25 protein-coding genes are annotated in these 24014 nt (G+C 64.0%); 14 read left to right on the top strand and 11 right to left on the bottom strand.

The genetic code is table 11. The features are described from left to right. Window positions 1-74 precede the first annotated feature (74 nt). Window positions 75-557, bottom strand: coding sequence for a DUF6642 family protein (locus ACQY5K_RS11350; RefSeq protein WP_428115222.1), 483 nt, complete (start codon window positions 555-557; stop codon window positions 75-77). Between the two features lie 145 nt (window positions 558-702). Between ACQY5K_RS11350 and ACQY5K_RS11345 the strand changes: the two genes are divergently transcribed. Both ACQY5K_RS11345 and ACQY5K_RS11340 read left to right on the top strand, forming a co-directional pair. Further along, window positions 703-1467, top strand: coding sequence for a DUF433 domain-containing protein (locus ACQY5K_RS11345; RefSeq protein WP_428115219.1), 765 nt, complete (start codon window positions 703-705; stop codon window positions 1465-1467). A gap of 77 nt (window positions 1468-1544) precedes the next feature. Next, the gene (locus tag ACQY5K_RS11340; RefSeq protein ID WP_428115217.1) at window positions 1545-1700 is read left to right on the top strand and encodes a hypothetical protein; all 156 of its coding nucleotides are present in this window, start codon (window positions 1545-1547) and stop codon (window positions 1698-1700) included. 40 nt (window positions 1701-1740) lie between these two features. Here ACQY5K_RS11340 and ACQY5K_RS11335 read toward each other — a convergent pair whose 3' ends face one another. Further along, window positions 1741-2289, bottom strand: coding sequence for a peroxidase-related enzyme (locus ACQY5K_RS11335; protein WP_428122646.1), 549 nt, complete (start codon window positions 2287-2289; stop codon window positions 1741-1743). A 155-nt stretch (window positions 2290-2444) separates the two neighbouring features. Here ACQY5K_RS11335 and ACQY5K_RS11330 point away from each other — a divergent pair, with 155 nt between their 5' ends. From ACQY5K_RS11330 to ACQY5K_RS11320, 3 genes are all read left to right on the top strand, one after another. Further along, on the top strand, window positions 2445-3125 hold the full coding sequence (locus tag ACQY5K_RS11330; RefSeq protein WP_428115215.1) for a hypothetical protein: 681 nt from the start codon (window positions 2445-2447) through the stop codon (window positions 3123-3125). A 148-nt stretch (window positions 3126-3273) separates the two neighbouring features. Further along, a complete protein-coding gene (locus ACQY5K_RS11325; protein ID WP_428115212.1) occupies window positions 3274-3924 on the top strand; it encodes an NYN domain-containing protein in 651 nt (216 codons plus the stop codon). Between the two features lie 197 nt (window positions 3925-4121). Continuing rightward, entirely contained in the window at window positions 4122-4718 is a 597-nt protein-coding gene (locus ACQY5K_RS11320) for a hypothetical protein (protein WP_428115209.1), read from the top strand. On the opposite strand, the gene ACQY5K_RS11315 is transcribed toward ACQY5K_RS11320, so the two are convergent. After that, window positions 4687-4875, bottom strand: coding sequence for a hypothetical protein (locus ACQY5K_RS11315; protein WP_428115207.1), 189 nt, complete (start codon window positions 4873-4875; stop codon window positions 4687-4689). The two genes, ACQY5K_RS11320 and ACQY5K_RS11315, sit on opposite strands and share 32 nt — an antisense overlap. Window positions 4876-5037: 162 nt before the next feature. On the opposite strand from ACQY5K_RS11315, the gene ACQY5K_RS11310 reads away from it, so the two are divergent. The 5 genes from ACQY5K_RS11310 (at window position 5038) to ACQY5K_RS11290 (ending at window position 9178) form a co-directional block, all read left to right on the top strand. Next, window positions 5038-5997 carry an RDD family protein gene (locus tag ACQY5K_RS11310; protein ID WP_428115205.1) on the top strand — a complete coding sequence of 320 codons (960 nt, stop codon included), beginning with the start codon at window positions 5038-5040 and terminating at the stop codon, window positions 5995-5997. Between the two features lie 246 nt (window positions 5998-6243). After that, complete coding sequence (locus ACQY5K_RS11305; protein ID WP_428115203.1) at window positions 6244-7185, top strand: DUF4268 domain-containing protein; 942 nt, start codon at window positions 6244-6246, stop codon at window positions 7183-7185. Window positions 7186-7303: 118 nt separating this feature from the next. Further along, window positions 7304-7534: a hypothetical protein gene (locus ACQY5K_RS11300; protein ID WP_428115201.1), complete on the top strand. Its 231-nt coding sequence runs from the start codon at window positions 7304-7306 to the stop codon at window positions 7532-7534. 127 nt (window positions 7535-7661) lie between these two features. Beyond that, window positions 7662-8513: a TIGR04255 family protein gene (locus tag ACQY5K_RS11295; protein ID WP_428115199.1), complete on the top strand. Its 852-nt coding sequence runs from the start codon at window positions 7662-7664 to the stop codon at window positions 8511-8513. Next, a complete protein-coding gene (locus tag ACQY5K_RS11290) occupies window positions 8510-9178 on the top strand; it encodes a hypothetical protein (RefSeq protein ID WP_428115197.1) in 669 nt (222 codons plus the stop codon). Before ACQY5K_RS11295 ends, ACQY5K_RS11290 begins: the two co-directional genes overlap by 4 nt. 295 nt (window positions 9179-9473) lie before the next feature. Here ACQY5K_RS11290 and ACQY5K_RS11285 read toward each other — a convergent pair whose 3' ends face one another. The 4 genes from ACQY5K_RS11285 to ACQY5K_RS11270 form a co-directional block, all read right to left on the bottom strand. Further along, window positions 9474-9842 carry a type II toxin-antitoxin system PemK/MazF family toxin gene (locus tag ACQY5K_RS11285; protein ID WP_428115194.1) on the bottom strand — a complete coding sequence of 123 codons (369 nt, stop codon included), beginning with the start codon at window positions 9840-9842 and terminating at the stop codon, window positions 9474-9476. Beyond that, entirely contained in the window at window positions 9842-10498 is a 657-nt protein-coding gene (locus ACQY5K_RS11280) for a Panacea domain-containing protein (RefSeq protein ID WP_428115192.1), read from the bottom strand. Before ACQY5K_RS11280 ends, ACQY5K_RS11285 begins: the two co-directional genes overlap by 1 nt. Window positions 10499-10674: 176 nt before the next feature. Next, entirely contained in the window at window positions 10675-10896 is a 222-nt protein-coding gene (locus ACQY5K_RS11275; protein ID WP_428115190.1) for a hypothetical protein, read from the bottom strand. Beyond that, window positions 10890-12413 carry a phospholipase D family protein gene (locus ACQY5K_RS11270; protein ID WP_428115187.1) on the bottom strand — a complete coding sequence of 508 codons (1524 nt, stop codon included), beginning with the start codon at window positions 12411-12413 and terminating at the stop codon, window positions 10890-10892. The genes ACQY5K_RS11275 and ACQY5K_RS11270 overlap by 7 nt, the downstream gene beginning before the upstream one ends. A gap of 320 nt (window positions 12414-12733) precedes the next feature. Between ACQY5K_RS11270 and ACQY5K_RS11265 the strand changes: the two genes are divergently transcribed. Further along, on the top strand, window positions 12734-13894 hold the full coding sequence (locus tag ACQY5K_RS11265; protein ID WP_428115185.1) for an exonuclease domain-containing protein: 1161 nt from the start codon (window positions 12734-12736) through the stop codon (window positions 13892-13894). A 96-nt stretch (window positions 13895-13990) separates the two neighbouring features. On the opposite strand, the gene ACQY5K_RS11260 is transcribed toward ACQY5K_RS11265, so the two are convergent. Further along, window positions 13991-16726, bottom strand: a complete 2736-nt coding sequence (locus ACQY5K_RS11260) for an ATP-dependent helicase (RefSeq protein ID WP_428115182.1) — start codon at window positions 16724-16726, stop codon at window positions 13991-13993. 172 nt (window positions 16727-16898) lie between these two features. Between ACQY5K_RS11260 and ACQY5K_RS11255 the strand changes: the two genes are divergently transcribed. After that, window positions 16899-17351 (top strand): hypothetical protein, encoded by a 453-nt coding sequence (locus tag ACQY5K_RS11255; protein ID WP_428115180.1) that lies wholly within the window; start codon window positions 16899-16901, stop codon window positions 17349-17351. Here ACQY5K_RS11255 and ACQY5K_RS11250 read toward each other — a convergent pair. Genes ACQY5K_RS11250 through ACQY5K_RS11240 form a run of 3 tightly spaced genes read right to left on the bottom strand, consistent with a single transcriptional unit; the run spans window position 17348 to window position 18312 of the window. After that, entirely contained in the window at window positions 17348-17842 is a 495-nt protein-coding gene (locus ACQY5K_RS11250) for a hypothetical protein (protein ID WP_428115178.1), read from the bottom strand. The genes ACQY5K_RS11255 and ACQY5K_RS11250 overlap by 4 nt on opposite strands. Next, window positions 17812-18063 (bottom strand): helix-turn-helix domain-containing protein, encoded by a 252-nt coding sequence (locus tag ACQY5K_RS11245; RefSeq protein WP_428115175.1) that lies wholly within the window; start codon window positions 18061-18063, stop codon window positions 17812-17814. Before ACQY5K_RS11245 ends, ACQY5K_RS11250 begins: the two co-directional genes overlap by 31 nt. Before the next feature lie 54 nt (window positions 18064-18117). Beyond that, window positions 18118-18312: a hypothetical protein gene (locus ACQY5K_RS11240; RefSeq protein WP_428115173.1), complete on the bottom strand. Its 195-nt coding sequence runs from the start codon at window positions 18310-18312 to the stop codon at window positions 18118-18120. A 90-nt stretch (window positions 18313-18402) separates the two neighbouring features. On the opposite strand from ACQY5K_RS11240, the gene ACQY5K_RS11235 reads away from it, so the two are divergent. Both ACQY5K_RS11235 and ACQY5K_RS11230 read left to right on the top strand, forming a co-directional pair. Further along, on the top strand, window positions 18403-18579 hold the full coding sequence (locus ACQY5K_RS11235) for a hypothetical protein (RefSeq protein ID WP_428115170.1): 177 nt from the start codon (window positions 18403-18405) through the stop codon (window positions 18577-18579). Window positions 18580-18796: 217 nt separating this feature from the next. After that, complete coding sequence (locus ACQY5K_RS11230) at window positions 18797-23998, top strand: RecQ family ATP-dependent DNA helicase (protein ID WP_428115167.1); 5202 nt, start codon at window positions 18797-18799, stop codon at window positions 23996-23998. Window positions 23999-24014 lie beyond the last annotated feature (16 nt).

Genomic DNA, 24014 nt, shown 5'->3' with positions numbered 1-24014 from the left:
GCACGCCGTTCAGACACGGCAGTCACGTCGACAGGTTCACTTCCTGCAACTCCGGGAGTAGGAGGACTTCTCGCTCAGTAGATGTATTCGAAGCCGAGCTTGTCGCAGAGGTAGGCGTGGTTGTCGCGCAGGTGCCGGGCGGGAGCGCCGATCTGGCGATATCGGCTCAGCGCCTCCAATAGCAGGATCTCGAACGCGGCCCAGTTGAGGTCGCTGTCGACGTCCCGTCTGTAGCCGATGACGGCGCGTGCTCGGGTGTTTTCCTGGAACGCCTTCAGCCGTGTCTCGGCGGCCCGCATGACCGAGCACGAGCCGAAGTGGATGATGCGGCCGTCGGCGCGTCCGTCGGTCATCGCCTCAAGGTCTTCCAGCGAGACGTAGCGCTTGCCGCCCAGCCACAGGCTGCCGGGCCCGCCGTGGAAGCCGAAGTAACCGACTTGGTAACCGGCGTAGCGCTTCTGGAGCCACTTGTCGACGTAGTGCTCCAGTTCGGGCACGGTGGCGACGTTGCGGCGGATGCAATCGATCTCGCCAATGTCTCGCAGGGCGTGGAGCATCGGTTCGATGCTCCATGGATCACGCCGGGAAGCTGATCACCGACGTAGCTGGCGCTTCGAAGCCGGATTGCAGCCCACGAGCCAAGCGTCAGGGCACACAGGGCCTTTGGAATCTGCGCCCACTGTTGTGGGCGACGGGCGCCAAATGTCTCTTCGCTCGACCCAATCTGGTGGTAGTGATGGTGTTCGACAGCCCCATGGACTGGAGTGGACCCTGAACGGAACGCAAGAATTCGACCTGAGCCGACCCGTCTACTCGCTGACCGACGCGGCGGAAATCCTTGCCGTCAACCGAAGCACGCTCGGTTGGTGGCTCGAGGGTGGCGAACGTCGCGGTCGCTACTACGGACCGGTCATCCGGGCTGAAGCGACTGGTGAGACCAGTCTCACTTGGCCCGAATTCGTGGAAGCAGGGCTCCTGCGGCAGTACCGGCGCAAGCTCCGTGTCCGGCTCCACGAGATCCGGAGCTTCGTTTCCGCCCTCCGGGACGAGTTGGGGGTGGCGCATCCTTTGGCATACGCGGCGCCCTGGGTTGGCGAGGGCCGGCGGCTTCTTGTCCGCTTCCAAGAGCTATGCGAGCTGCGTGGCGAGCTGCGTCTCATAGCACTCGTTGACGGTCAACCGTTGCTGCTTCCGCCTGCTGACTCGTTCGTGAAGCGAGTCGAATGGGAAGGAGATCAGCCGGTCGCTTGGCGACCGCATGCCGATGATGCGTCGCCAGTTCGGTGCCGACCAGATCGGCGGTTCGGACGGCCAGCCATCGCGGGCATCAGCACGTCGGCAATCGTTGAGCACCTCGACGGAGGCGAGACCGAGAGCGAAGTGGCCGATCAGTTCGACCTCGCGCTCGCGAGCGTCAGGTGGGCCGTCGCCTACGAGACATCGCGTGTCGCAGTGCACGCCGCGTGAAACCCGCCATCACTCGTGACGGGAGAATCAGTCAACGGGTTGCGGAGGTGGGTGCCATCGTCCAACACAATGCACGCTTGGTCGTGCTTACAAGCGCCGACGCCAAGACGGTGTGGGACCAGCTTGAGGTTGTGATGACCCAATGGCGGCGGATCGAGAAGTTGCACGAGCTGCAGGGGCCGTTCATCTACCGGGCGAGCCGCAGCAAGCTCAACGCCGTGGCGCTTCCCTGAGAGAGAATGCTGGGCCTATTGCGCAGTCCGGCGCTGCGGGTCAGTCGGGGATCCAGGGTTCGGTTTGGAGGCCGAGCCCGTCGGCGATGCGGTTGGCGTACGCGTAGTAGCCGACGACTTCTGTGATGTCGAGGATGTCGCGGTCGCTGAAGCCGGCTTCGCGCAGGGCGTCGACGTCGGCGTCACTGGTGGCGGCGGGGGTTTCGGTGAGCTTGACGGCGAATCGGAGCATGGCGGTGCGCTTGGACGACAGCGCAGCGGTGGTCCAGTCGTGCTCGACGGCGGCGACCAGTTCGTCGTCTTTGATGAGGCGGCGCAGACCGCGCCGGTGGTGGACCACTCAGTAGTGGCAGTCGTTGGTGAGGCTGACGACCAGGGCGATGAGCTCGCGTTCGGCTTTGCGCAGCGTGGCGGTGCCGGCCATGGCCGATTCGTAGAGGCCTTGGTGTGCGGCCATGGAGCGGGGGTTCAGCGAGTGGATGGCGAGGATGTTGTCGACTCGGCCGTAGGTGCGATCAACGACCCGGGGATACAGCTCGCCGAGGGGGCCGTCCCAGGCGTCGTCAGGAATGACCGTGATGCGTGCCATAAGCCAGCGTCCCACACCGGCAGGGCATCGGCCGTACCGGGCCACGCCTCGCTTGGAAACAATTCTTCGGCGCTTCGGGTCGTCGGTACATTGAGGCACAGTTCAGCGTCGGTGAGGCCCGTTCGCGGCCGAGGACTCGGAGCCAGATCAGATCGATGACCGCTTACGAGCCCCTCTCGGCACGCTTGAGCGCCGCCTTCGACGGCTGCTACGAGGCTCATCGCGCCTCGGCCCTGTCGGGCGTGCCGCAGTCGACGGTGTACCTCTGGGCTCGCAACGGGCTCGTGACACCGTCAGTGTCACCCACTCGGGTGAAGCTCTGGTCCTACGCCGACTTGATGGCACTGCGCATCGTCTATTGGCTGCGACATCCGAAGTGCGAGATAGAGGGGAGTGTTCCCGCGAGCCCGATGCCGCGCGTGCGTGAAGTGCTGGCCGAGCTGGAGCAGCTCGGCATGGATATCTGGGACGACAGCGGCGGCCGGCTGACGTCGCCGTTGCGGGTCGATGCCTCCGGCAAGATCTGGGTGGACGTGGAGGGCATCCCTCATCAGGCGGGGCAAGCGGCGATGCTGGAGTCATTGGACCTCTTGGGTCCGTTCGATGTCGCCGACCGTCGAGGACCCGATCTCATCCGTCCCCGCCCAAGCCTGCGCATCGTTCCGGGCAGGGTTTCAGGCGAGCCACACCTCGCCGGGTCACGCATCACGACCCTGTCCGCCGCCGCTCTCTACGAGAGCATCGGCGACTACAAGGCGATCGCCGACCTCTACCCGGGCTTCGACGCGGAGGCATTGAGGGATGCAGTCGAGTTCGAGAGTTCATTGGCTGCGTGATGCAGCTCCCGCTGGATCACAACTTTCCTGAACCGATCGATGCTGCAGAGCAGCGTGGTGCATTAGGTACCGGATTGCGGTACCGTATGTCCATTCCTCCCCGCCGTCCCGGCCTCGCCGGGCCTGGCGGGGTTATTTTTTTGGCGCCGTGGCCAGCACAGCGATGAGCATGTCGGGCACGAGGGTCGTGGTCTTCTTGGACTACCAGAACGCTTGGCACACCACCCGAGCGCTGTTCGTGCCGGCAACGTCGCCGTCATGGCATGGCCACGTGCATCCGGATCGGCTGGGAGAGCTGTTGTGTCGCCGAGGCGACGCCGTGGACTCTCGCCGCTGGCTCGCAGAAGTGCGGGTATACCGGGGCCAGCCGGGGCCGCGCAGCTCCGGGCGGTTGCGCTCAGCGTTCGGCCGTCAGACCGCCCACTGGGCCGGCCTCGACGGCGTAAGCGTTCACACCCGCCCTATGCGCTACTGGCCTGACGGCCGCACCAACGACGGCCGGCAGCGGTGGCGCGCCGAGGAGAAGGGCGTCGACGTGCTGCTGGCGCTGCACTTGGCGCTGGGTGCCCGTGACGACCTCTACGACGTCGCCGTGGTGGTGTCTGCCGACACTGATCTGTTGCCTGCCATCGAGGAAGCGGTGCGCCTCGGCAAGCGTGTTGAGACCGCTACTTGGTGGGCACCGCCCCAACCGCAGAGGGCGCTGCGCATCCCCGGCCGTTCGTTGTGGAACCACTATCTCGACGCGGGCGACTTCGACGCCGTGCGCGACGACACTGACTACTTGGCGTTGCCCTGAGCGGCGCCGGTGAGGACAGGTCCTAACCGTCGGTTCGCACAGTCGACGCTTGTGGATTGCGCATAGCCCCAGCGTCGATGACGGGGCTCGGGTTGTTCAAGTGACAAACGGCACGATTCAACGGGTTGAGCAGTGGCGAGGCACTGTCTGACCGGTCAGCGCTCAGTCTGTGCTGACCGCGTCTCGACTGCTCAGGCGTGCATCTCGAAGCGGCCGTCGCACATGTCGAACCGGCCAGGAGTCGTTTCTGCGCGTCAGCCGGGGGCCTCTCGCTTGCAGCGAGACCTGAGCGCTGGTCAGTCGCTATCGCCGGATTCCGGCGGCACGTCTGCATCTTGAATTGCGGGCAGAGTCATCTTCTGACGACGTTCCCGTTGCGCGACGTATCGGCCGATGAGGTTGACACCAACCAGCGGCGCGACAGCTGTGACGATGACGGCGATGCCCTAGGACGAACGGTCCGTGCGCCGGTCGTTTCCTCGAACCACAACGCGCTCAATTTCCTGGCGGTGCTGACCCTTGTCGATGATGTCGTCGACGATCTTGTGGGCAATTTCGGGGTGCCTGTCGGCTACGTCACCGATGACTTGGATCATCGACGGCACGAACAGTTGCACCTGTCGGATGCTCTGACTGATCGAGATCGCGGTCAGCGAGGTCTCATTTCTTCTTTGGGATTCGCTGCCGCGGATTCTGACGGTTCGGGAGTGACCGGCATAGGGAGCGCTTCGACCGGATCGTCGGCGTCTGACCTCGGTTCGTTCACTCGGGGAGAGGTCTCGGCGATGTCATGAGCGCTGCGTGCGCATCCTCCTCCATCGTCGGCCAGTCTTGGAGGATTGCGGTCAGGAGATCGTGTTCTGGTTCGTCGCTGAGGTTGTAGTCGTCGTAGACACCCCAGAAGTCGAAGATCCGAGCAGCGCCGTGCAACCCGCTCGGCGCAGCGAACATTTAACCGGTCCGTGGACTGATCCTCGTCGCTATGGCGCGCACCCTATTCCCGCTCGATCTCGGCCTGCGCCGCATTTGCAAGGGTAAGCGGCACGTGGATCGTGGTGCCATCGCTCGTGTGCTCCGGTCCATCCTGTCGAGCTTGATCTAGAGTCCGACGCCGTGCGTGAGCCCAAGAGCGGGACCCGCAGGATGAGAGCGGCACGCACCGACGATGCGTGGCTGGCCCGGCTGGACTCGTTCACTCCCGACGCGCAGCTGTTCTGGCAGGACGAGCAGGCGCAGCTGCTACTCGAACACGTGTGGTGGCGGGATCTGGGCCGCTGCGGCATCTGTGGTGAGGAATTGTCGCTCGTGGGTGCCGAGCTGGATTGGATCGTGCCGGCCGGGCTCGGCAAGTTGGACCTCGCCGATGGCACGGGGTATGTGGGTACGACGTTTCAGAGTCGTCGCCATCGTCGCCAGAACTTGCAGGCAGCTCACCCTCACTGCGCCGAGAACAAAGTCGGGGTGTGGGAGATCGCCCAGTGGCGTAGCCGCTTCATGCCCTTGACGGATGTCGCAGAGGGATTGTTCGCAGCGGACTCGTTGTGGCTGCCCGCCATTCCCGTGGAGTTGCCCGACTCGATGGCCGCCGACCTTGAACGGCAACGGCAACGCAATTGGGCGCAGTACATCAAGCAACGCGCCCGCATCGGGAACTACTTGCCGGAGGCGAGTCGACGGCGACGCGGAGTAGCTCGAATCGTGGACATGTTGGTTGCGTTCACCATTGCCGGTCTGCTGCCGTCGTGGGAGGCGCTGGACAAAGTGCTGGACGATGTCCACTACGGGCTGATTCTCGCTGGGGTGTGGGTGCTGTATGAATGGCCGCAAACGGCTCTGTGGGGAACGACTTTCGGCAAGTGGCTCACGGGGATCCGGATCGTGCGTGTGGCGGGAGACGCCCGAATCGGGTGGATCCGGACGGCGCTTCGACTGGTTCTCCCCGCAATGGCTGTGGCATTGCTGTCCTGGTTCGGGATTGCGATCGCCTTGCTGATCTACGCCACTTGCTTGCTAAACCCGGCCAGACGTGGCCTGCACGACCTGATCTCTCGATCAAAGGTCGTGGAAGTCTGAATCGTCAAATCTGTCGAGGCTGCCGCGCGGCCTCAGCGCTCCGGTTTCCCTGACGGCGGCGTGCTGCTCACCGGAGCATTTGCAGAGGTGCCCGCTGGGCCGGGAAATCGGATTTGCCCTGCTGCAAAGGAGCGAGTGTTCCTCGGTTGGGCCGACACAGTGGCCCCAACGCTCCATAGCGCGGATAGTCCGAGGCGCCACCGGTCGCTACCGTTTGAGACTGGTCTGCACGGAGGGAAGTTTCCCATGGTTGAAGTTGTGTCACTCGACGAGGTTCCGCTGCGCGATGTTTGGCCCGACGAAGCCCGGGACTTCACACCATGGCTGGCCCAGCACCCGGGCCATCTCGGCAAGGCGCTCCAGACGGACCTGGAACTCGAGGGCGACGAGGTCGCGGTCGGGCCGTTCTCGGCAGATGTCGTGTTTCGGGATGCGAACACCGGTCACCGTCTCGTCGTCGAGAATCTCCTCGAGGCGACTGATCACGATCACCTTGGGAAGCTGATCACCTACGCCGCAGGATTGGAAGCGCACTGGGCTGTCCTGGTGGCGAAGGCGTTCCGCCCCGAGCACCGGTCTGCGCTCAACTGGCTCAATTCGCTCTCGGGCGAGGGGAGCGGCTTCTTCGGAATCGAGGTCCACGCCGTTCGCATCGGCGACTCGCCTGCTGCGGTCCAGCTGGAGGTTGTTGTCGAGCCAGACGACTTCTCGCGCCGCGCACGCGCCGCAGCGAAGACGATGTCCGCGTCGACTGCTCGCTACATCGAATGGTGGGCAGAGTTCCTTCCGGCGTTTCACGAAGCGCATCCCGATTGGAGCAACGCAAGGGCTCCATCGTCCACCAACTGGATGAATTTTCCGAGCGGGAAGAGCGGTGTTCGTTACGACCTCAGCTTTGCCTACCCAACCGGCGCTTCGAACTACAGCCTCCGAGCTGGGTTGTACATCGACGATGGAGACTCGGTGTACCCGGCGCTGGAGACTCAACGCGTGGCGGTCGAAGCGGCACTCGGTTTCACGCTGCAGTGGGAGCCCATCGAGAATGCGCGGGCTTCACGGTTCTGTGCCTACCTCGATCCTGTTGATCCTGCTGACCGGGCGAGTTGGCCGGCGTATCGCAACTGGGCCATCGAGACCCTCGGCGAGCTACGCCGAGTCTTCGCTGAACCGGTCCGCAACCTGACGTAACACGCGAAGCGCGACCACTACCTCGAAGCGCTGGTTGGCTGCCGCCGCATGGCACCGCTGTCGCGGGGTTGAAGACCGTCGGTGGCGGCATTGTCTGGGCCGGTAAGTTGCCGTGGGTATGAGCGAGCGCGTTCCTTGGCCCCAGACAGGCGAAGTGCTCGCTGACGGCCGTATCGCTCTTCATGTGGGCAACATCTGGGTCGAAATGCATCCGGATGCCGACATCGGCGAAGTCATCTGGCAGAGCCGAGGTGAGCGTCACTCACGAGCGCTCACCCACCAACAGTGTCTGGCTGCGCTGCAACTCGCCCAGGATGATGCCGTCAATGGCGGCTTCGGCGCCAGTTAACGCAACGCAGCCCTGCGCATCGAGCGGAAACTCCGCGTTTGCCTGCGAGCGCTCGAGCGAGGCTGACCGGGTCGGGTCACCGCATGTTCCCAGGCGGCGCGGTTGTGTAACACGCTTGGTTACACTTTTGGTTATCGCCGAGCAACTGTCATGCGTCACGCCGCCGTTCCGGAATCCGCCGCTCGTCCTGACCGTGTTGGAGATTCGCTATCCCGATATTGCCGGGGGCCTCACCGTCGACGCCGTCGCAGCGATCAAGGAAGCGGTGCATGACAGCCTGCCGATCATGGTGTCGCTGGTCGAGCATCAGATCGGCGTGGCCATCGACGCACCAGCTCCGTCGCAAGTGACACTGCGCCCGTCGTCAAGGTTCTGTGCTCGCGACCAAACCACCGCGCTGGTTGTGAGGAACGACGCGCTGGTCCTGGAGACGACGGCCTATGCGGGCTGGGCCGAGCACTTCCGGCCACTGACGCGACTGGTCACCGAGGCGTTGGAGCGCATCTGCGCGCCCGACGGCGTGTTGCGGATCGGTTTGCGGTACATCGACGAGATTCGAGTGCCGGGCATCGGCGGCGAGTCGGAACACTGGGACGGCTACATCAACCCCCGGTTGCTGGCCGCGGCTGCTGCTGACCTGAGGCCGGCCGGGATGAATCCGACGGCTTGGCAAGGCAACATCCAGTACCAGACCGACGCTTCGTGCGCTTTGACCGTGCGCTATGGGCCTCAGACGGGCTACGCCGTGGACCCCGAGGGGCCGACCCGGCGCAAGTCGGTGCTCCCATCTGGGCCGTATTTCTTGCTTGACTCCGATGCGTTCTGGACCAGCGACAATGAGATTCCCGAGTTCGCGGCAGATGGCATCCTCGAACGCTGCGATCGGGTGCATCAGGCGGCGAGCGACTTCTTCAAGATTGCCGTCACCGACAAGCTGCGCACAGAAGTGTTCGATCAGCGCACGGAGGACCCAACATGAGCACTGTCAGCCGCATCGAAGACGAGCCCACCGGCGCGTCGGTCGGCCATGCCCCGCCTCGCCTGGAACGGACCAGGACGATTCAGGATGTCGTGGACGACATCGGGTTCCTGCGCAACCACAGCGAGCTGCTGGTCAACGATTCTCGGAACCTTCACGAGTCGATCGGGCGCATGCACTCCGACAGCCTTGAGGAGGAACTGCGCTCGACAACCGTGCGTCACGCCCGGGAGCGCTTGCCGGCGCTGTTGGATCGGCTCAGCACGTTGGGGTTCTCGTGGCGGGACATTGCATGGATCTGTGGAGTCTCAGTGCCCGCCGTCCGCAAGTGGCGACAGGGCGAGTCAGCGACGGGCGAGAACCGGCAGCGCGTCGCACGTGTCGTTGCGCTGTGCGAGATTGCGGCAGAGCGCTACCACATAGCGGATGTTGCAGGTTGGCTCGAAACGCCAGTCCACCCAGAGGCACCGATCAGCGGGCTCGACTTGATGGCGTCTGAACGCTTCGATCTCGTTCTAGCGCTGGCCTGCGAGCAGCCCGGCGACCCCGAACAGGTCTTGGACGAGTTCGAACCTGACTGGCGCGTTCGGTATCGCTCGGACGTAGAGGTGTTCACAGCGGCCGATGGTCGGCCAGGCCTGCGACTCACCAGCCCTGACAACTAGAGCGCCCCAGTTGTCTGCTGAAGCGCTTGAGGCCCCAGGCTCGCCGTCGGACCTGTACCTCGCGTCTTCGCCCGCAGAGGTGGAACGAGCACGCCCTTTCATGACGGGTGACGTGTTCAGAGGAATCACCATTCCCGGCACGACGCCACATAGCGAGGGACTCGGCATTGTGCTGACCCACCCCGCGACCGAGCGTGGCGCCGAGCGTCACACATCCGTTGAGGCGTTTCATGAGTGGGTCCGTTCTTCCGACGCATCCGGAACGTCGCGGTCGGCACACGGCCTACTTCGGTCACTAACCGACAAGCCCGATGTACTGAGTGACTCTCGTTTGAGTGTCGAGCAGCTTCTCGGGTGTCAGCGTTCCGCTCAGATCGCCGAGGAGTCGCTTCGCGATTGGCTGTAGCGCGGGCACCCTGATCCAGGACTTCTTGACACAGCCGGACTCACCCGCGCCGAGCTTGACGCACAATCTGGTTCGAGAGGTTGTTGAACTCGACAATGGGCACCCCAAGACGAGGCTCCAATCCGGTTCGCCATTGAATGCGGCGGCGCTGAGCACAGCGAATCGTCTCCCGTCTGGGTGCGGTTCGTGCTCATCGCCGAAAGTGATGTGCTCGTCCGCGACGAAGTAAATGCCGCCAACGACGGGGGAGCGCTGCACTATTCCGCGAGCAGGATCCGGTTCGCATCGGCGCGTGCCGACTGGAGCGGGATCAACAGCTCTTCACTGCATCCTGCAGGGGCCGGCCCGTCTTCATCGTCGCGTGATTCGAGCTCCGCAAGATGCCGGCGCAGGTTCCCAACAACTCCGGAGATATCGGGCAGCGTTGCATTCTCGCCAAGGTCTAGGAACACACCGCGCTCGCCCTCGGTTTGAGCTTCGAGCATCGGCTCGGTCTCGTAAGTCAGGTCCTTGAGTTCAGTTGCGCTGAGGTGCCCATGCTCGGCCAGCACCGCATCGAGGTGTGCGATGTATCGGTCGGTTTCATCAAGGAGTTCAGCTGCAAGTGTCGGGGCGGTCAAGCGGTATTCGGGTTTGCCGTACCAGTTCCATGTTCGGTCCCTTGCCACGTTGCCTGCTGCCACGAGATCGTTCTCGACATGCAAGAGCCGGTCTGAGAACGGTCCATGCTTGAGCCACTGCCAAGCCACGCCCGACCCAGGCACGCCGTCATGGCTGATGGACCGCAAGTCGGCCAGGTACAAGAGCTTGGCGACTTTCGTGCGGCTCATGCGCAACTCACGCGCTTCCGCCAGCCCGAGCAAGACCCTGATGGCACGAGCCGCTCGCGCTGCATCCGTCTGAAGCCGAGCCACGATGCCAGCGTAACCACGTACCGCTGAAATGGATGGCGCCCCTTGAAGTCGCAACATGCCGACAAGTTGCTCGAGGGGTGTCACATTCTCGCGGTCTCACGAATTGCCGTGCTGCTGGAGCGTCCTGTGTGTATGGGAGCGCCTGACAGTCCCGGTAGAGCCTGTGATCGTTGGGTTCAGCAGATGTACTCGAAGCCGAGCTTGTCGCAGAGGTGGGCGTAGTTGTCGCGCAGGTGCCGGGCGGGAGCGCCGGTCTGGCGATATTGGCTTAGCGCCTCCAGCAGCAGGATCTCGAACGCGGCCAGTCGCAGTGTCATGAGATCGCGGCGGTGGCCTCTCGTTGGGCTGTCGACGAGCCGATCGACATCGGGGCACATCCGCTGCGCTTGGCTCAGCATTTCGGCCAGATGACTCCCGATTCGGCTCGGTATGGGCCAGGTGATCTTCGTTCGTCTTCGCGACGAGGCAACGAGTCTGCCCAGGAGCCGCTCTCGTCGGGCTCGGCGCCGGTCCAGGCCCAGTAGTCGCATTCGATTCGGACGTTGCCGGGCGGGACATCGACGCCCACGAGGAGCGGATAGTGGCGGCCTTCGTGTTGGGCAGCCCCGATGACGCCGTCGGCTCCGGGTCCGAGTCCCGCATGTTCTGCTGGCACCCAGCCGCAGCCGCTGGTGGTGATCGTGGCGCCGGGAGTCAGCCGGAGCAGTGCATAGGAGACCCAGCCGGCGCGCTCGTAGTCGGCGCGGGAGATCACGACCGTGCCGGCCTCGTCGTACACCTCGAAGCGGCACGCGCCCGTTCCCGACACGGTTGCGTTCATGGCACGCAGGTCGCCCGCGGGAATTGTCTCGCCGGCCACGAATGTGCCGCCGTCGATCCATGTGCAGGCCAGCTCTGGGGATTTCTCGGCCAGTTGGTACCCGGCGGGGTTGGCGTCACCCGAGAGGCGCAGCGGTCGGGCGTCCAGCGGCAGCGAATCGCACGGCACCGAATCCAAGCCCCCCAACGACTCCAGCAGCCCGCACGCGTCACTGCCGTCGGGCAGTGCGTAGGGACAGCTCGCAGCCGCAATCGCGTTCTCGGGCGGTTCGGTGCTCGCTGCGGCCACGGCGGCTGGCGCCGTGATGCTCGACCGTGATCCCTCGTCGGCAGCGACGCTGGTCGTCGACGTCCCAGGCTCAGCCACGACGGCATCCGGCTCGCTCACCGCTGCAGGGGGAACGGAACCATCGGGTGCAGTAGACGGGCCGCTCGTGAGATTGTCGAACAAGCCCAGCAACAGGTTCAACGCCAGCAAGCCGGCACCGATCGTCACCGCAGCCATCACGAGAACCGCCAGCACCCGCGGCAAGAGTCCGCCCGTGCCCCATGGCAGCCATCCCCGGGTGGCGGCATGCAGTTCCCCGACATCTGTTGCGTCGCGGCCGAGCCGCACCATCAGCTCGGCCTTGGCGTCCCAGCTTCGGCGCATGGAGCGTGCCAGCTCGGCGTGGATTCGCCGGTATTCCTCCGGCGCGGCGCGGGCGACGGTCTCGTCGTTCTTGAACAGGCCGTTCCTCGTCAGATTGGCCGAACCCACCAGCACGCTGCTCGGTTCGTCGGAGCCCTCGGGATTAAGCGCGATCCACACCTTGGAATGCAGCATCCCCTCGGGCGCATAGCACCCGCGCACCGACACGTCTTCACGCGCCAGGAACGCCAACGCTGACTTCTGATCTTCTTCGGACCACCGATCGAACCCTGTGCGGAGGTCTCCGATCAGCAGCCGAACCGGACGGTGACGTGTCCGCTGATGGAGCCAGCCCAAGCCGAACGCCGACCCGTACCCCGTGCCCACCTGCAGCTCGCCCCGAGAATGACGGCTCAGGAAATCGTCGATCACACCCGCCGCGGCACGCCCTCCTGACACAGACACAGCCGCAGTTTGCCCAGAACGGGACGCTGTCGGCCTCTGTGCCACCTCCCGCTCAGCCCTGTCGTGAGCGAGCTGTCCTTACCGTTTGGAGCCGGTCTGCACGAAAGGGTCGAATCCCATGGTTGAAGTTGCGTCACTCGATGCCCCTGATCGCGCAGTGGAGTACCGGGACTGCGGGCTGGGGCAGACTGCTGAGAGAGGTCCGGCATATCTGGCGACGCGCAGGGGAGTGCAGCCCACAAAGATCTTGACGGAAACCCATTGCTTGTCAGACTCGCGGGCCGCAGGATGTCAGAGTCCAGTGACGACAGGGGTGCATTGTGGACCGACGCTGGTTGGTAGTCGATTGCGAGACGACGGGGTTTGGGAAGCGCGATCGGATCGTCGAGATTGCCGCGGTTGAGGTGGACGTGGACACCGGCGATGTGGTTGATGAATTCGACACCTTGGTGAACCCGGAGCGCGATGTAGGTCCGACGAACGTGCACGGCATCACCGCTTCAATGGTCGAGGCTGCGCCCACATTCGCCGAGATCGCTGCTGCGTTGGCTCGCCGTATGCATGGCAGCACCTTGGTGGCGCACAACCTGTCGTTTGATTCCCGCATGCTCAGCCAGGAGTTCGGGCGGATCGACACGACTTTCGTTGCGGGGTCGGGCTATTGCACCCTCAGGGCTACGTCGGAGAAGCTCGGCGTTGCATGCCGACGCCATGAAATTGCGGCTACCGAGCAACATCAAGCCTTGGCCGACGCGCGCGCCACAGCAGTTCTGCTCACGCGGGTATACGAGGCTGAGGAAGCAGACGGGAGTGACCAGGGCTTGGCCCCATGCCACATCGGCTACATCGATGGGAGTGGGACGCCCCGTACACAGCGGCGCACGGGCATGGGCATGGTTTCCAACGAGATGGTGCGCACCGTCAGCAAAGCCCACTACCCCTACTCCGATGAGGCGATGTTGGCGTACCTGGACATGCTCGACTGGGTGCTCGACGATCACGTGATCACTGCGGATGAGCGCCGTGAACTGACTGAGCTGGCGCAGGACCTTGGAGTCAGTCCAGCGCAGGCACGGCTGGCCCACCAGCGATACTTCGATGCGGTCGTCGCCGCTGCGCTACGCGACCACGTCGTCACGCCCGACGAGCATGAGCTGATGCAGCTGATCGCCGTCGCGCTCGAACTGCCCGAAGTCCCGATTCCAGACATCACGGAATTGCCGTCCGTGAGCGGCATCGATGTCGGCGCACGTGTTTGCTTCACCGGGACAGCGGTAGTGGACGGCAGGCACTTTGAACGGGACGATCTGGAGCACCTCGCTACCAGGGCTGGCCTGCAACCAGTCGGGTCGGTAACAAAGAAGGGCTGCGACTTGTTGGTAGCTGCCGACGCCTCGAGCCTCTCAGGCAAGGCCAAGAAGGCGAGGCAATACCAGATCCCGATCATGGAAGTTTCCGACTTCCTGGACTGCATCAACTAGGACGAGTCCAACCACTTGCCGAGATCCGGAGTTGGCCGCCCCCGAACCGGTCGAGATGGGAAGCGAGAACCGGCTGAGTGGGACGATTCTCGGCGTCTACTGGTGCCTCGCGCTGCAGATGGTGCGAACGTCGCACGTGCGGCATCGCGTCCCAGGCGCAGGTTCGAACTCGCGGTTGCGAATCTTGTGGGCTGCTTCCTCAACTTTGCGTTCGGCGGACGCAATCGTGACGGTGTCGATCTCGATGCGTTGTCGGGTGCCCTTGAGATCGTGAAGGTAGGCACCGCGCACGTCAAGACCTTCTCTGCGACCGGCCTCGGCGTAGACCTGCAACTGGAGTTCGTAGGGATCAGTCGAACCATCGGTTGATGTCTTGTAGTCGACGATCGCGAGCGCGCTCGGGACTCCGTTCTCCTCGTCCAAGATGACGTCGGCGCGCCCAGACACAGTGACTGCGTCGAGGTGGAGCTCGAACGGACGCTCGGTTTCCCACACGCGGTGCAGATCGTCCTCGTGGTTCTTGATGTAGTCCTGAATGAGAACCTTGGCTGCATCCTTCATGGTCCGGTGGGCGGCCTTGTTGGCAGCCGGCAAGAAGAAGTGGTTGTCGAGCATCTGCTCAACGTCGCTCTCGGTCGGTACCGCCCCGACGGATTGCGTTTGCTCCGCGACGCGTCGCAGGAGGTGGTGTACGGCTCTTCCGTAGCCCAGTTCTGGGGCGAGCCGGGGTTGAAAGCCGATAAGGGTGCGGAGCCGGTATGCCATCCCGCAGTCGAGAAATGAAGCCAGATCGCTAAAGGTGACCGCAAGCGGGTCTTCGTCAGTCGAGGAGCGGGAGTCGACGGTTGGCAAGTCGATGTCGCTCGGGTCGATGTGGTGGGCGTTGAGTTCCGTCCAGTAGGGGCTGGGCTGGGCGGATTGCTTGGTGACCCGAGCGTGCCGCGAGACCGACAACCATTCACGCGCACGCGAGATCGCTACGTAGAACAGCCGGCGCTCGTCAGCATCAGAGCCCTCATATCGGGCGGCGTCGAATAGCCCGCGAGGAACGATCCAATCCCGCTTTCGTCCCATCCTGGAAGGTGGGAAGCGGTTCTTGGTCATCGAAGGGACGAATACTGCTTGCCACTCCAGACCCTTGGCCTTGTGAATCGTGGTGATGTCGACCGCGTCGACGGTGACATCTGGTTCACCGTCGAATCCGTCGTAGTTCCCATGGGCGTAGTTGACGATGTGAATTGCGAGATTCTTGTGGTACCACTCGCCGGCCCACTCACCCCCTACCTGCTCGCCGTAGTTGTCCGCGTCCTGTCGAGAACGACGCCGGACGCTCTCGTAGTCGGCGAGAAGCGACGTGAAGCGGGCAAGCGTGCCCAGCGAGCTGAGCCGGACTGGATCGTCGAGGTCCCAATTGCGAACTTCAAGGACGTCGATGAGGTCATAGAAGTCACCCACGAGATCGGCGGTTCGGTCCTCGTCGCGTGAAGTCGTACGCCACCTGCTGAGGTGGCGCTTCAGCCGGTTCACGTGCTGCTGATCTTGAAGTCCGAACACCGATTCGTGCTCCGCCAACAGTGACCCGAGTTCGACGCCACTGCCGGGCTCGTATGGCCTCCGCCAGTCAACGTCAGTCAGCCAGCAGTAAGTCTTGCCGAGCACCTCGGCTTCCGGCTGATCAAAGAGCCCCGTGCGGCCGCCGGGCTGAACCGGCACACCGCTTGCGTTGAGTTCTGCGAGCAGCTTCGAATAGGCCGCTCTGGTCCGCACGAGTACGCCGATGTCCTTGTACGGAAGACCCGCGTCATGCAAGTCGCAGACCATCTCGGCAATCCAGCTGGCTTCTGCCTGTTCGTCTTCCGCGTCCCACACGACCACCCGCGGGGCAGACCCAGCCGAAGGCCGATGCGACCGCATGGCCTTGGCCAGTCGGTCGGGGATGGATTTGGCGAAACTGTTGGCTGTCCTCACTATTTCAGGCCTGCTTCGCCGATTTGTCGTGATGGTGAAGCTGGTCACCGGCGCGTAGCGATCCGCGAACGTGACGATGTTCTCGACGTCTGAACCACGCCACTGGTAGATGGCCTGATCGTCGTCGCCGACGACGCACAGCTCGGTGTGCGGACCGGTGAGCCGCCCGATCAGTGTTTCTTGCGCAGGATTGATGTCCTGGTACTCATCGACGATCAGGTGTCGAAGTTGGTCGTGGACTCTTGCAGCGACCTCGGGACGGCCTAGCTCCTCAACAGCCGAGCGGATCTGCTGACCGTACGTCAGCAGCCGGTATCGGCCCAGAGCCGCGTAGTAGTCCGTGAGGACCGACCTGAATTCCTCGGGGAGCTCGTCGCCGTCCAGCAGCTCGTTTTCGACTACGTCGACGTTCTCGAGGAACCTTGCAACAGAGCGAAAGAGTCGGTTGCTCTCGTCGAACTGTCGAAGCCCAAGCCGGCTCGCCTCCCGGCATGCAAAGGCTGTGAGTTGATTCTCGTCGAGGACATCGAAGTTCTCATACTCGGGCACGTGCATCTGGAGCAGCCTGAAGCAATAGGCATGGATGGTGCCGACAAAGAGGCCGCTGAGCTGGTCGATGGATGCGGGCCCCATCCGGTCGACTACCCGAAGTTCGATGCGCTCCTTGAGCTCACTCGCCGCTCGCTCCGTGAAGGTGAAGGCGACGATGCCATCAGGCCGGACACCATCCGCCAGGAGGTCTGCGACTCGCTGGGACACCACTTCGGTCTTGCCGGAGCCAGCAGACGCGATGATCTGCAGGTGCGTGCCTCGGTGCTTGACGGCCTTGAGGGCCTCACCGTTCAACTGTGGTGTTGCGACCATTGCCTCCCACGCCCTCTCATGCGAATTAGGTCGACGAGAACCGACAGACTGGCGCATTCTGGCCGACAGCCGTTGGTCACGCGACCCCTGCGTGAGATGTCTCGGCTCGATGCCGTGCTCCGCGGACCGTCGTTACGGTGTGGACCCGGTCTGCACAAAGGGGACGAGTCCCGTGGTTGAAGTTGAGTCGCTCGAAGACGTGCCGCTGCGTGAGGTGTGGCCCGATGAGGCCCGGGATTTCAGTCCCTGGCTGGCCCAGCATCCTGACCACCTCGGCAAGGCGCTGCAGATGGATCTGGAACTGGAGGGTGGCGAGGTCCCGGTCGGGCCGTTCTCGGCTGATGTCGTGTTCCGGGATGCGAACACCGGACACCGTCTCGTCGTCGAGAACCTCCTGGAACCCACCGACCACGACCACCTGGGCAAGCTGATCACCTACGCCGCCAGGCTGGAAGCGCACTGGGCCGTGCTGGTCGCGAAGTCGTTCCGTCCCGAGCATCGCTCGGCACTGAATTGGCTGAATTCGCTGTCAGGCGAGGGAAGCGGTTTCTTCGGGATCGAGGTGCACGCGGTGCGCATCGGTGACTCGCCGGCCGCCGTGCAGTTGAACGTCGGCAAGCTCTAGCGGTGGTTGCAAGTGAGTTGAGTGTAGATGTCGTGTGCTGATGCCCAGTGGTGGAGTCGGCGGGGCATGTGGTTGAGTTTGTCCTCGATGACCGAGAGCCGCAGCTGCCCGATGTCGAGGCTGGTGCCTTTGGGGAGCCATCGGCGCAGCGGTGCGTTGGTGGGTCGCTGCCACGGCGAGCGCGGCTCGCAGAACAACACCTCGATGCCGAGCGCGGCCTCGATGTCGGCCCAGCGGGCCGTCTCGCGGCCTTGGTCCCAGGTGAGGGTGCGCACCAGCCCGCCGGGCTGGCGGCCCAGCGCCGCGGTGACCGCGGCGGCGACGGCCGGCGCGCTGTAGCCGGCGGGCAGGCCGCTGCGCGCGTCGTTCGCGTAGCACGCCCGATAGATCGTCTCCGCGCACACGCTCATGCCCGCCTCGCGCAGGTCCGCCGCCGCGGCGTGCGGGGACCACCTCAGCCTCAAGCGCTCATCGACCGCAGCGGCCAGCACCCGATCGACCGCCAGCTTGGAGACCCGAACGCGTCGCGCCCTCGCGCACGCCCACGCGTCCGCCGAGCGGGCGTCATAGCCCGCACGCCGCAGCGGGCCAGCTCGCGATGCACCGCCGACGGATCACGGCCCAGCCGGGCCGCTGCGTCCGCGACGCTGCGGCCCGCCCCCAGCGACGACTCGATGAACACCCGCTCATCCAAACTCAGCCTCGCTGCCATACTCGACACCTCCATCGGTCGGCTGCATGTGTAGGCAACGGTCATCATGACCGTTCACTTGCAACCACCGATGGAGTTCGCCAGGCCTTGGTGTGCCGCCATGGAGCGGGGGTTCAGCGAGTGGATGGCGAGGATGTGGTCGACCCGGCCGTAGGTGCGGTCCACGACCCGGGGGTGCAGCTCGCCGAGCTCCCCGTCCCAGGAGTCGTCGGGAATGACCGTGATGCGTGCCATGGGCCAGCGTTTCACACTGCTAACGGACCCCGCGAACCGCCCCAGCACCACATGTCATCGAGAATCAGCCGCTTGGCCCGATCAGGCTGGCCCTATGGTCGGCATGTGTCCGACGACATCGTGACGGCAGCTGAGCTTGAGAAGCTCAACCCGGCCGAGCGCCACGAACTGTTCGAAGCGAGCATCGTTACGGACCTCGATGAGGCACCCCAGCAACTCGTCGAAGAGGCGCGGACGCGGGTGCAGCAGAGGGTCGCGGAATCTGAGCCCCAGCGAGCGTGACCGCCCAACGTCGAGAGGTTCGCGCTGGGCTTCGATGAACTGCCAGCGTTGATTCCTGGACGAGATGACTATCGGATCTTGATCTCGACCGACAAGCCAGATTGACGGGCGCCCGTTGGTTGTTCGAGCCGTTACGCGCGTCTGGAGGTGTGGCTAATCGGCGAAGTCGTCGCCTATGTGGTCAGGTCCCGACAAGATCGGGGATGATGTCGTAGTCATGCCCACTATTTCTGAAGCGCTGTCCCGATGTCTCGCGTTAGACCTCGAGGTCGCTGGCGATGGCGGCCGCATCTACGCATTCGCGGGTGTGCGCGCCGACACGGGCCAGAGTGTCGTGTGGGCCAAGAATGCAAGATCGACTGCGCTCGACAACGCGAACCTCGTTGTCAAGGAGGGTGACGAAGTCGTCGGGAAAAGGCGGGTTGATTCTGCCGATCAGGCACTTCGGGATCTAGACGCCCTGGCGGAAGGTGCCGAGTTTGTCCTGGGCCACAATCTGATCGAATTTGATCTGCCGATCCTGCGAGCAGCAGATCCTGGACTGCGATTGTTGCAGTTGCCCGCCTTGGACACGCTGTGGATCAATCCACTGGCGTTTCCTCGGAACCCCTACCACCATCTCGTCAAGCACTACAAGGACGCTCCGCTGACGCGCAGCGAACGCAACGATCCATACCTCGACGCACGGTTGGCGTTGCAGTTGTTCATCGACCAGCGTGAGGCGTTGCACGAAGCGCCGCCGGAAACGCTGACGGCGTGGCACTGGCTGACCACCAGAGGCCCCCAATCGGCCGGCTTCGACCTGTTCTTCGCTGCGTTGCGAGGCTCGCAGAGCCCCAGCGCGTCCGGGGCGCGAGAGGCGATCCGCAGCCGCCTCGACGAACACGCATGCCAGACACAGCTTCGACGGGCGATCGCTGACGCCCCTGAGCACGGCTGGGTCCTTGCGTTCGCGATGGCGTGGATCTCGGTGTCGGGAGGAACCTCGGTGATGCCGCCGTGGGTGCGCCACCAGTTCCCGGGCGCCAGTCGGCTCGTTCGGAGCCTGCGCGACAACGCATGCAACGACGAGCGCTGCGCATGGTGTCGCGCTCACCACAATTCGGTGCAGGAACTCAAGCGGTGGTTCGGCTTCGATTCGTTCCGAGAGCAGCCCGCTGACCCGGAGTCCGATGAGTCATTGCAGCAGCGGATCGTCGAGACAGCGATGGCGGGCCAAGATGCGCTGGCGATACTGCCTACCGGTGCAGGCAAGTCGCTGTGCTACCAGTTGCCGGCGCTGTCCCGTTACGACAAAACGGGTGCGCTGACGGTGGTGATCTCGCCGCTCGTGGCGCTCATGGCGGACCAAGTGGCCGGTCTCGAGAAGCAAGGCATCACCTCGTGCGTCACCGTCAACGGGATGATGTCGCTGCCCGAACGCGCCGACGCGCTCAACAAGGTCCGGCTGGGTGATGCAGCGATTGTGTTGATCTCCCCCGAGCAGCTGCGCAGCCCATCGGTGCGCAGCGCCATGGCGCAACGCGAAATCGGTGCCTGGGTGCTCGATGAAGCCCATTGCCTGTCGAAATGGGGTCACGACTTCCGCCCCGACTACCGCTATGTGGGACGTTTCATCCGCGAAAAGTCCGCCAGTGAGCGAGCGCCGCCGGTGCTGTGCCTGACCGCAACTGCCAAACCGGAGGTCAAGACCGAAATCTGCGAGTACTTCGGCAGACACCTCGGTATCGAATTGCGCTTGGTCGACGGCGGAACCCGCAGGACCAACCTGAACTTTGTGGTGTCGCCGACGACAACTGCGATGAAGCTTCCAGACATCAAGATGACCCTGGAGCACCATCTGCCCCAGCACCTGCCGGGAGGGGCGATCGTGTACTGCGCGACCCGCAGGCGCACCAGCGAGGTCGCCGAATTCCTCGGGGCGCAAGGAATCGACGCTGACCGCTTCCACGCCGGCTTGCAACCCGAAGAGAAGAAGACCATCCAACAGCGCTTCATTGACGGCGAGCTTCGGGTCATCGTCGCCACCAATGCGTTCGGGATGGGGATCGACAAGCCTGACGTACGACTGGTCATCCACGCCGATATCCCATCTTCACTGGAGAACTACCTGCAAGAAGCAGGACGGGCCGGGCGGGACCAGCAGCAGGCGCACTGTGTGCTGCTCTACACCGAGGATGACGTGGAGCGCCAGTTCGGGTTGTCGGCGAGGTCGCGTCTGACTCGACGCGAGATCCACGGGGTGCTGCGCTCGCTGCGTGCCCTCGACCGCCGAAGCGGACGAACCGGTGAGGTCGTGGCCACGTCCGGTGAGATCCTCACCGAGGATGAAGCGGACGACTTCACCCGCGATTCAGCGACAGATGACACACGGGTGCGAACAGCAGTGGCGTGGCTCGAAGAAGCGGAGTTGTTGACCCGCGAAGAGAACCGGGTGAGCGTTTTTCCGTCGTCATTGCGCGTCGGCACCGTCGAAGAGGCCCGCACGAGGCTTGGCGGTGGTGACCTCAACGAGGGTCAAAGAATTGCGCTGTTGGCAATCGTGAAGGCGCTAATTGACGCGGACCCTGACGACGGCATTTCGACGGACGCGCTGATGGGAGTCGCCGGTCTCAATTCGGACAAGCTGCGAGCTGCCTTGTACGACCTCGAACGACGCGGGCTCGCCTCAAATGACACCGTCGTGACGGCGTTCGTTCATGTCGGCGTGCGACGGCCGTCCCGCAGCCGCCTCACCGAAGCCTCCGGCATGGAGGAAACCCTGGTCGGCCTGATGCAAGAGTCGGCGCCTGACCTGCCGCTGGACGGTTCGGCTCCGCTGAACTTGCGGGTAGCCGCTCAGCAACTCCACGACGCAGGTTTCGCCGACGCACGACCTGAGTTCATCGTCCGCACCCTGGGGGGCATTGCCCAGGACGGACGCGGTGATGGCGGCGGCAGAGGCAGCGTCACTGTGCGTAAGCACGGTGTTGAGAGCGTTTGGGTGACGCTCAAGCGTGAATGGTCCTCGCTCGAGAGCCTTGCCCAGCGCCGCCGTGGCGCAGCCGGCGTGCTCCTGAAGCACCTGTTGTCGAAACTGACGCCGGGAAGCCGAGGCAACGACCTGCTTGTCTCCACGACACTTGGCGACCTGCAGAAAGCAGTGGACGAGGCGATCAAGGTTGACCCGACGCTGCGTGCTGGCACCAAGGATGCGCGCAGGCTTATGGAGCGCGCACTGATGTGGCTCCACGAACAGGAGGTGGTCAGACTGAACAGAGGCCTCACGGTGTTTCGCCCCGCGATGACTATCTCGCTTGAGCCGGTGACACGAGGCTTCAGGCAAACCGACTTCACCGAACTTGACGATCACTACGGCCGCACTGTGCGGCAGATCCACGTGATGGCAGAATTCGCCGAGCAGGGCCTCACCAAGGTTGCCGACGCGTTGCGCTTGTCGCTCGACTATTTCGAGCTTGGCGACGACGAGTTCGTGCGCCGCTGGCTTCCTCGGCGTCGCGCCGAGATCGACCGTCCGACCACGGCGGCGTCGTGGAAGTCGATCGTTGGGAACCTGTCCAGCGCGCAGCGAGCGATCGTGGCAAGTGATCGCGAAACCACGAATGTGTTGGTGCTCGCGGGACCAGGCTCAGGCAAGACCAGGGTGCTGGTGCACCGCATCGCGTATCTCATTCGGGTGAAACGCCAGAACCCGCGGGGCATCTTGGCGCTCGCCTACAACCGGCATGCAGCGGCCGACGTCCGACGGCGTCTGCGCGAACTGATCGGTGATGACGCGAACGGCGTGATGGTGCTGACATGCCACGCGCTCGCGATGAGGCTCGTCGGGGCCAGCTTCTCAGGGACTGCGAGCCAGACCAGCGACAGCAAGTTCGAGGAGAAGCTCAACGAAGTCATGGCGAAAGCCATCGCGCTGCTGCAAGGAGATGAGCTTGAACCCGAAGAGGCCGAGGAGTCACGGACGCGCCTGCTGGCAGGCTTCCGCTGGATACTCGTCGACGAGTACCAAGACATCGGCGACGATGAGTACAAGCTGATCTCAGCGCTCGCGGGCCGAACCGCAACCGATGCCGACGCCCGGCTGACCCTGTTCACTGTGGGCGACGACGACCAGAACATCTACTCGTTCAACGGGACGTCGCCGGAGTTCATCCGACGCTTCGAGCAGGACTACGGCGCCAAGACCGAGTACTTGATCGATAACTACCGCTCCAGCGGTCACATCATCGACGCCGCCAATGCGGTCATTGCCCCGGCGACCTCACGCATGAAGGCCAAACACACGATCAGCAGCGACAGAGCGCGTCGGGGCGACCCGGCTGGAGGAGTTTGGAGTGAGCTGGATCGGGTTGCTGCGGGCAGGGTGCAGGTTCTGCCATCGGGGAACAGTTGGGTCTCCCAAGCGCAAGCGGTGATGGCCGAGCTGGGCCGGCTGTGCGGCCTGGCGCGTGACTGGGACTGGTCGCGCTGCGCGGTGATTGCGCGCGAATGGAGCCAGCTCGAACCGGTTCGCAGCATCTGCATACGGGACGACATCCCGGTGCAGCTTGCCAATGAGAACGAGATGAGCCTGTGGCACTTGCGAGAGACCCAGGCGCTCAGACACGAAATCCAACAACACGGCACAGCTCTGGTTCGAAACGGTGATCTCACGGCGTGGCTGGACCGTCAACCGTCGGGGCCGTGGACAGAGCTTCTGTCCCAAGCCATCGAGGAACATGACATCGAGACAGGTGGCGCCGAGATGCCGGCGGTCTCGGTCATTGAATGGCTGGCGGAGTGGTGCCGCGACACTCGACGGCGCCAGCGGGGACTGCTGCTGTTGACGGCGCATCGGGCCAAGGGCCTTGAGTTCGACCACGTGGCGGTGCTCGATGGAGGCTGGGACAGGCACGGCCGCGACGAGGATGCCGACGCACCTCGCCGCTTGTATTACGTGGCAATGACCCGGGCCAAACAGACGCTGACCCTGTCGCACCTGGACAGTGCCCATCCGTTCGGTGGGCCGCTCCAAGGCAGCGATTCGGTGCTGTGGCGCCGCCCCGTCGCACTGCCGCCGACGGCGGAGCTGGGTCGCAGCTACCGCAGCCTCACTCTCCGAGATGTGTATCTCAGCTTCACCGGTCGCAAGCCAGCCGGTGACCGCATACATCGCAGCATCGTGGCGCTGTCACCGGGAGATCCCCTGCAAATGCGTCACCGCAATGACCGCTGGGAGATCCTCGATCGCGGCGGGGTCGTCGTCGGCGTGCTGGCCGGCAGTTTCGAGGTTCCGAACGGCATGCGCTGCGTTGAAGCCAGCGTCTCAGCCATTGCGACCTGGGGCAAGAACCAGTCTGATCCGCAGTACACAAGCGAGCTGAAGTGCGACCAGTGGGAGGTCGTGATACCAGATCTCGTCTTCGAGCCGGGTGGTTGATCTTGGCGGCGGGTCA

The sequence above is a fragment of the Candidatus Poriferisodalis sp. genome (assembly GCF_965262965.1).
Classification (GTDB): Bacteria; Actinomycetota; Acidimicrobiia; order Acidimicrobiales; family Poriferisodalaceae; genus Poriferisodalis.
Note: the sequence above shows the minus strand (reverse complement) of the source record. Positions and strands in the feature narration are given on the sequence as shown.

Coding starts and splice junctions, on each gene's coding strand:
- ACQY5K_RS11350 (WP_428115222.1), bottom strand. CDS start 557: ATGCTCCACGCCCTGCGAGACATTGGCGAGATCGATTGCATCCGCCGC.
- ACQY5K_RS11345 (WP_428115219.1), top strand. CDS start 703: ATGTCTCTTCGCTCGACCCAATCTGGTGGTAGTGATGGTGTTCGACAG.
- ACQY5K_RS11330 (WP_428115215.1), top strand. CDS start 2,445: ATGACCGCTTACGAGCCCCTCTCGGCACGCTTGAGCGCCGCCTTCGAC.
- ACQY5K_RS11315 (WP_428115207.1), bottom strand. CDS start 4,875: ATGTTCGCTGCGCCGAGCGGGTTGCACGGCGCTGCTCGGATCTTCGAC.
- ACQY5K_RS11305 (WP_428115203.1), top strand. CDS start 6,244: ATGGTTGAAGTTGTGTCACTCGACGAGGTTCCGCTGCGCGATGTTTGG.
- ACQY5K_RS11300 (WP_428115201.1), top strand. CDS start 7,304: ATGAGCGAGCGCGTTCCTTGGCCCCAGACAGGCGAAGTGCTCGCTGAC.
- ACQY5K_RS11290 (WP_428115197.1), top strand. CDS start 8,510: ATGAGCACTGTCAGCCGCATCGAAGACGAGCCCACCGGCGCGTCGGTC.
- ACQY5K_RS11275 (WP_428115190.1), bottom strand. CDS start 10,896: ATGCTGAGCCAAGCGCAGCGGATGTGCCCCGATGTCGATCGGCTCGTC.
- ACQY5K_RS11260 (WP_428115182.1), bottom strand. CDS start 16,726: ATGGTCGCAACACCACAGTTGAACGGTGAGGCCCTCAAGGCCGTCAAG.
- ACQY5K_RS11245 (WP_428115175.1), bottom strand. CDS start 18,063: ATGGCAGCGAGGCTGAGTTTGGATGAGCGGGTGTTCATCGAGTCGTCG.
- ACQY5K_RS11230 (WP_428115167.1), top strand. CDS start 18,797: ATGCCCACTATTTCTGAAGCGCTGTCCCGATGTCTCGCGTTAGACCTC.